This window comes from Inquilinus sp. OTU3971 (assembly GCF_038440215.1).
Genome location: NZ_JASATH010000291.1, coordinates 1 through 6,392 on the forward strand (window position 1 = coordinate 1; position 6,392 = coordinate 6,392).

Sequence of the window (6,392 nt, forward strand, 5' to 3'; positions counted from 1 at the left end):
GGGGGGGGGGGGGGCTGGGGGAGGGGTCTGCGCGCGTCCGCGCGCGAATGCGCTGGGCACAGAACTCGCCGCCCGCGCGGAGTGGCCGCAGTCCAGGCCGGAGACCGGCCTCGAAAACCCCCTCCCCCTATCCCCCTCCCGCGAGGGGAGGGGGGACTCGATGGTTATTGCCCGCCGCGGCGTGCTGGCGGCCGGGGCAGGGTTCGTCGCATTGGTGCTGGCACCCTCGCCGGTCCGCGCCCGTCCGTCGCTGGAGGAGGCGATCCGCGGCTTCGCCGGCGAAACCGAGATCCGTCCGGGCCGGATAAAATTCGACATCCCGCCTTTGGTCGAGAACGGCAACGCCGTCGGCGTCACGGTGGCGGTGGACAGCCCGATGACCGAGGCCGACCACGTCCGCCGCATCGCCCTGTTCAACGAGAAGAACCCGCAAGGCGACATCGCGGTGTTCCACCTCGGGCCGCGGTCCGGCCGGGCCAGCGTCTCGACCCGGATTCGCCTCGCCACCTCGCAGACCATCGTCGCCCTGGCCGAGATGAGCGACGGCAGCGTCTGGTCGGCCGAGGCCGACGTGATCGTGACGCTCGCCGCCTGCATCGAGGACCTGTCGTGACCCGCGCCCTGATCAACGCGCCGAAGACCGCGCGACGCGGCGAGGTCATCGAGATCAAGGCGATGATCGCGCACAGGATGGAGACCGGCTACCGCCTCGGCCCGAACGGCCAGACCATCCCGCGCGACATCATCCACCGCTTCGTCTGCAGCTATAACGGCGTCGAGGTGTTCGCGGCCGAGCTGTTCCCGGCCATGTCGGCCAACCCCTTCATCGCCTTCGCCACCGTGGCCACGGAGTCGGGGACGATCGAGTTCGCCTGGACCGCCGATGACGGCACGGTCGAGCGGGCCGCGGTCGAGATCACCGTCACCTGATGCGGGCACGGTCGTGCCGGGTGCTCCTGCTGGCCGGCGTGGCCCTGGCGGTCGGCGGCCAGACCCCGGATGCCGGCCGGCGCTCGGGCTTCGATTTCATGGCGCCGGAGACGCAGGCGCTGCAGCGCGACGACACCAGCAATCCCGGCATGCTGTGGGTGATGGAGGGCGAGACGCTGTGGCAGCAGCCCGCGGGCCCTGCCGGCGCCAGCTGCGCCGGCTGCCATGGCGATGCGGCCGGCAGCATGCGCGGCGTCGCCGCCCGGTATCCGGCCTTCGATGCGGCGACCGGCCGGCCGATCGATCTGCAGGGCCGGATCAACCAGTGCCGCCAGGCGCGGCAGGGCGCCGAGCCCTTCGCCGCGGAGAGTCAGGAACTGCTGGCGCTGACGACCTATGTCGCCCACCAGTCGCGCGGGATGCCGGTGGAACCGGTCACCGATCCGCGGCTGACGCCCTTCGTCGAGGACGGGCGGCGGTTGTTCGAGCGGCGGATCGGCCAGCTCGACCTGTCCTGCGCCGCCTGCCATGACCAGCGCTGGGGGCAGAAGCTGGGCGGCAGCGTGATCCCGCAGGCCCATCCGACCGGCTACCCGATCTACCGCCTCGAGTGGCAGTCGGTCGGGTCGCTGCAGCGGCGGATGCGCAACTGCATGATCGGCGTGCGCGCCGAGCCCTACGCCTGGGGCGCAGCGGAATTCACCGCGCTCGAGCTCTATCTGCACTCCCGCGCCGAAGACCTGCCGGTCGAGACGCCCGGGGTGCGGCCGTGACACCGGCGGCCGCGCCTGCCACCGTGGGAACACCATCGCAGCAGGATCAGCGGCCGCTCTTGTTCATGACATATGCCCTGGCAAGGCGAAGGGCGATCAGACATCGGAGGCCTCTCGCTCTTTCCGGAGCGGTTCTCCAGTCGACTGGTCGTACCCGAACCGGACGGTGGAACAAGGATCGGCTTTCCCCTCCGCTGGTCTAGGTTCCACCTGTCAGATCTTACAGGTCGACAAAGTCTCTCCGGACTGTTGTCCTTTCAACCAGAGATTGATCCCTGTGGTCTGCTCTACACCCGTTGAGATAGGGATCCACGCCGGAATGGACCCGTCACATGGGCATGGCACGATCAGCCCAGCGACGTTTCCACCAAGCAGCAACTCAAGGAAGTCCATGCGCCCGGGTCGCTTATTCGTCGATGCGGGACAAGATTTTCGCAACTTGTTCGGAGGAGGTGCGCGGCAATGTCAGACTTTGGAGACCTCGACCAGACCACCAAGGATCTTTTCTCGACGCTGCAAAGCTGGTTAAGCAACACAGTTTCAGGTCTTGAGATGACAGGTGTTGCCACTTCTAATCCGTTAATTAGCCTTGAACTGGTCGCGGGACAACTCGGCGAGTTTACCGGCGGCTATCGTACCGAAGAGCAGATGATCAGTTATCTTCAGAATCAGATAAATTCACCAGGCAGCGAAGGTTAGTGGTCTTGTACCGGGCTCCGACTGTCTAATGCGCGAAGGTCGGCGGGCGTGGATTTTGAATCTGCGCCGCCGCCGTTATCCGGACGAGGTTCGGCGCCCAGCCGACGACCGCTCCTCACCTTTTGTGGGCAAACCGCAAGCCGGCATCAGGGCGGAGTCAGTAAACACATTGTTCACTTGTATTAATCTGCGATCTCGTTCATGCTATGTTCCATGGACAAGGCGCAGACCGATCAGATGTCGGAGGCCCCGGCCGCTCCCCAGGAGGAGCGGGCGGCGCGGCATCTGCGCATGCTCGCCCGGGCGGCCGAGATCCAGATGGAGATCATGGAGGTCACCCGCACCGAGGCGGTCGAGGCGCCGCAGCCCGGCGTCGACTATGGCCAGCGGATCGCCGTGATCGCGAAGTCGCTGCGGCTGACCCTGCTCTTGGAGGACAAGTTCGCCAATCATCGCGACGAGCGGCGCAAGGCCGCGGCGAAGCGGGAGGCGGCCCAGGAGGACTGGCACGCGCTGCGGGTGAAGCTGGCGATGCTGGCGGCGGCCTACGAATCGTCCGAGGACGGTGAGGAGGTGCAACGCCGCGCCGCCGAGGTGTGCGAGCGGGTCGAGCGGCCGGAGGTGGTCGAGCTGATCGAAGCCAGCCGGGTCGAGGTCGCGGTGGCGGCGTTGTGCCGGCGCTGGGGCTACCCGCCGACAGTGGAGCGCTGGCTGGAGATGGCCGACGAGGCCATGGAGGAGCTGGGCTTCCTGCCGTCGAAGGACGGCGAGGACGATGACGATCCGCCCGAGCCCCGCTCCGCGGCTCCCCGCCGCCGCAAGCCGCCGGACACGGGGTGAGCCGCTCGCGCACTCACTGCCTTCACCACCACATTCAGCATCCACGAGCGCAGCCTTCCACACTCCCCCTCCCCTTGCGGGAGGGGGTTGGGGGAGGGGTCTGCGCGCGTCTGCGCGCGAATGGGCTGTGGACAGATCTCGGCATTCGCGCTGGTTCGCGATGATTCGGATCGGATCGAGCCGAGAGAGAACCCCTCCCCCTGACCCCCTCCCGCAAGGGGAGGGGGAGAGTGGAAAACACAGGCCAGCTCAGGTGATCGAACTCTGAAAGGGCCCCGCTTGCGGGAGAAGCAAGCTGCAACCATCACGGCAAGAAGGCGAAACCGGCGAAGCCGCCCATGCGGTTCGCCCGCTCAATGTGCCGGCGCGGTCCAATCGGCGAAGCCCCGGCCGGCATCGGCCAGGCGGCGCAGCAACGGCGCCGGGGCCAGGGTCGGCTCGCCGCGGGCGGTGGCGAAAGCCTCCAGCCGGGCCGCCACGGTCTTCAGCCCGACCTGGTCGGCGTAGAACATCGGGCCGCCGCGCCAGGCCGGCCAGCCATAGCCGTTCAGCCAGATCGCATCGATGTCGCCGGGGCGGGCGGCGATGCCCTCCTCCAGGATCCGGGCGCCCTCATTGACCATCGGATAGACCAGCCGCTCGACGATCTCCTCGGCCGGGATCGGGCGGCGGGTGACGCCGAGCCGGGCCGAGACCTGCTCCAGCAGCGCCTCCACCTCCGGGTCGCGCACGCCGCTGCGGGCGCCTTCGGGGTAGAGGTAGTAGCCGCGGCCGACCTTCTGGCCCAGGCGCCCGGCCTCGCACAGCGCGTCGGCCACCGGCGCCGCCTGGCCCAGCGACTTGCGGTTGCGCCAGGCGATGTCCAGACCCGCCAGGTCGCTCACGGCAAAGGGCCCCATGCGGAAGCCGAAGCCGGTCAGGGCGGCGTCGACCTCATGCGGCAGCGCGCCCTCGATCAGCAGCCGCTCGGCCTCCTGGGTGCGGCGGGCCAGCATGCGGTTGCCGACGAAGCCGCGGCAGACGCCGACCACCACCGGCACCTTGCCCAGCCGCTTGCCCAGGTCGAGTGCCGTGGCCAGCACCTCGGGCGTGGTCGCCTTGCCGCGCACCACCTCCAAGAGGCGCATGACATTGGCGGGGCTGAAGAAATGCAGCCCCAGCACGTCGCCGGGGCGGGCGGTCACGGCGGCGATCTGGTCGACATCGAGATAGGAGGTGTTGGTGGCCAGGATCGCGCCCGGCTTGGCGACGCGATCCAGCGTGCCGAAGATCTGCCGCTTCACGTCCATGTCCTCGAAGGCGGCCTCGACCACCAGATCGGCGTCGGCAGCGGCCTCCAGCCCGACCTTGCCGGTCACCAGCGCCAGGCGCCGGGCCTCGTCCTCCGCCGACAGGCTGCCGCGCTGCACCGAGGAGGCGTAGGCCTTGGCGACGCGGTCCAGGCCGCGGGCCAGCAGGTCCTCGCCGGTCTCGATCACGGTCACCGGGATGCCGGCATTGGCGAAGCACATGGCGATGCCGGCGCCCATGGTGCCGGCGCCGATCACTGCGGCCCGGTGGATCGGCCGCCGTGCCGTGTCCTTCGCCAGCCCCGGCACGCGGGCGGTCTCGCGCTCGGCGAAGAAGGCGTAGCGCAGGGCCTTGGACCGGTCGTCGGCGACCAGGGCGGCGAAGCGGGCGCGCTCCAGCGCCTGCCCGGCCTCGAACGGCTCGGTGAAGGTGGCGCGCACCGATTCGGCCAGGGCGGCGATGTTGGGCAGGTCCGGGCCGCGCTTCAGCGCCTCGGCCGCCGCCTGCTCGAAGGCCTCGCGGCCGCCGGGCTGCAACTGCCGGTCGAGGTCGCGGGTCCGCCGCGTCGTGCCCGCCAGCTCCAGCGCCCTGGCCCTGGCCGCTTCCAGCAGGTCGCCCTCGGCCACCGTGTCGACGATGCCGAGCGTCAGCGCCTCGGCGGCGGAGACAGGGGCGCCGTCCGCCATCAGCTTGAAGGCCGGGGCGGCGCCGATCAGCCGCGGCAGCCGCTGGGTGCCGCCGGCGCCGGGGATCAGCCCCAGCTTGATCTCGGGCAGGCCCAGCTTGGCGGCCGGGCCGGCGATGCGGGCGTGGCAGCCCAGCGCTACCTCCAGCCCGCCGCCCAGCGCCGCGCCGCCGATCGCGGCGACGAGCGGCTTCTGGACCGAATCGAAGCCGTCGATCACCTCGGGCAGGGACGGGGGCGCCGGCGGCTTGCCGAACTCGCTGATATCGGCGCCGGCGATGAAGGTGCGGCCCTCGGCGGCGATGACGATGGCGCGCACCGCCGGGTCGGCATCGGCGCGGCGCACCGCCTCGGCCAGGCCGGCGCGGACGCCGGCGTCCAGCGCGTTGACCGGCGGGCTGGCGATGGTGACGACGGCGATCCCGTCCTCGACCACGGTGCGCACCTTCTCCATCGGTCTTCCCCGTTCAGCGGATCACATCGGCACCGCCTTCGGTATAGGCGATGTCATTGATCCGCAAGCCGGATGGTATAGGCTTCAGTTCCTTCCGACGGCGCAGCGGGCGGGGCCAATGGCTCGGCATGACGGGAAAACCAAGGTCGGACGGCCGGTCGCGGCGGTCCTGTCGGTGCTGGCCCTGCTGCTGCCCGGGCCGGTTTCGGCCGGCGACTGCATGGCCCGCGCCGCGCTGCAGGCCGGGGTGCCGACCGAGCTGATCCTGGCCATGTCCTATGTCGAGACCCGCTGGCGGCAGCAGGCGGTGAACGCGGCCAACAGCAACGGCACCGAGGATATCTGCATGATGCAGATCAACTCGATTCACTATCCCCGCCTGGCCGCGCTCGGCGTCACCCGCGAGGCGCTGCTGGCCGACCGCTGCGTCTGCCTGCTGGTCGGCGGCGAGATCCTGCGCGAGATGCGCGCCGCCACCGGCGGGGCCGACATCTGGTCCGCGGTCGCCGCCTACAATGCCGGGCCGGCGAATCTGGCGGCCGGCCGTCCCTATGCCGACCAGGTCCGCCGGGTGTACGAGGCGATCCAGGTCATCCAGGGGCAGTGACCGCGGGTCGAGCGGATCGGCCGGTGCCAGCCTCCTCACCCGAAATCGCTGCGCGATTTCGACCTCTCCCCGGGGAGAGGTATCGCGGGCGCGGCTCATATTCCCTCTCCCGCG

Annotated in this window: 7 protein-coding genes; 6 read left to right on the forward strand and 1 reads right to left on the reverse strand. The window is 70.0% G+C overall.

The features are described 5' to 3' along the window. The first annotated feature begins 160 nt into the window (after nucleotides 1-160). The 5 genes from AAHM41_RS37925 to AAHM41_RS37945 all read left to right on the forward strand — a co-directional run bounded on the left by AAHM41_RS37925 (nucleotide 161) and on the right by AAHM41_RS37945 (nucleotide 3,242). Complete coding sequence (locus AAHM41_RS37925) at nucleotides 161-613, forward strand: SoxY-related AACIE arm protein (protein WP_342241818.1); 453 nt, start codon at nucleotides 161-163, stop codon at nucleotides 611-613. Continuing rightward, the gene (gene soxZ / locus AAHM41_RS37930; protein WP_342241819.1) at nucleotides 610-930 is read left to right on the forward strand and encodes a thiosulfate oxidation carrier complex protein SoxZ; all 321 of its coding nucleotides are present in this window, start codon (nucleotides 610-612) and stop codon (nucleotides 928-930) included. Before AAHM41_RS37925 ends, soxZ begins: the two co-directional genes overlap by 4 nt. Beyond that, complete coding sequence (gene soxA / locus AAHM41_RS37935) at nucleotides 930-1,703, forward strand: sulfur oxidation c-type cytochrome SoxA (RefSeq protein WP_342241820.1); 774 nt, start codon at nucleotides 930-932, stop codon at nucleotides 1,701-1,703. Before soxZ ends, soxA begins: the two co-directional genes overlap by 1 nt. Before the next feature lie 462 nt (nucleotides 1,704-2,165). Next, nucleotides 2,166-2,402 carry a hypothetical protein gene (locus AAHM41_RS37940; protein WP_342241821.1) on the forward strand — a complete coding sequence of 79 codons (237 nt, stop codon included), beginning with the start codon at nucleotides 2,166-2,168 and terminating at the stop codon, nucleotides 2,400-2,402. Between the two features lie 213 nt (nucleotides 2,403-2,615). Next, nucleotides 2,616-3,242, forward strand: coding sequence for a hypothetical protein (locus AAHM41_RS37945; RefSeq protein ID WP_342241822.1), 627 nt, complete (start codon nucleotides 2,616-2,618; stop codon nucleotides 3,240-3,242). Nucleotides 3,243-3,595: 353 nt separating this feature from the next. Here the strand turns inward: AAHM41_RS37945 and AAHM41_RS37950 are convergent, their stop codons facing one another. After that, on the reverse strand, nucleotides 3,596-5,671 hold the full coding sequence (locus tag AAHM41_RS37950; RefSeq protein WP_342241823.1) for a 3-hydroxyacyl-CoA dehydrogenase NAD-binding domain-containing protein: 2,076 nt from the start codon (nucleotides 5,669-5,671) through the stop codon (nucleotides 3,596-3,598). A 118-nt stretch (nucleotides 5,672-5,789) separates the two neighbouring features. Here AAHM41_RS37950 and AAHM41_RS37955 point away from each other — a divergent pair, with 118 nt between their 5' ends. Further along, the gene (locus AAHM41_RS37955; RefSeq protein ID WP_342241824.1) at nucleotides 5,790-6,278 is read left to right on the forward strand and encodes a lytic transglycosylase domain-containing protein; all 489 of its coding nucleotides are present in this window, start codon (nucleotides 5,790-5,792) and stop codon (nucleotides 6,276-6,278) included. Nucleotides 6,279-6,392: the final 114 nt, after the last annotated feature.

What these genes read in the sequence shown, in the direction of transcription:
- AAHM41_RS37950 (WP_342241823.1), bottom strand. Translation starts at nt 5,671, where the DNA reads ATGGAGAAGGTGCGCACCGTGGTCGAGGACGGGATCGCCGTCGTCACC.
- AAHM41_RS37945 (WP_342241822.1), top strand. Translation starts at nt 2,616, where the DNA reads ATGGACAAGGCGCAGACCGATCAGATGTCGGAGGCCCCGGCCGCTCCC.
- AAHM41_RS37925 (WP_342241818.1), top strand. Translation starts at nt 161, where the DNA reads ATGGTTATTGCCCGCCGCGGCGTGCTGGCGGCCGGGGCAGGGTTCGTC.
- soxA (WP_342241820.1), top strand. Translation starts at nt 930, where the DNA reads ATGCGGGCACGGTCGTGCCGGGTGCTCCTGCTGGCCGGCGTGGCCCTG.
- AAHM41_RS37955 (WP_342241824.1), top strand. Translation starts at nt 5,790, where the DNA reads ATGGCTCGGCATGACGGGAAAACCAAGGTCGGACGGCCGGTCGCGGCG.
- AAHM41_RS37940 (WP_342241821.1), top strand. Translation starts at nt 2,166, where the DNA reads ATGTCAGACTTTGGAGACCTCGACCAGACCACCAAGGATCTTTTCTCG.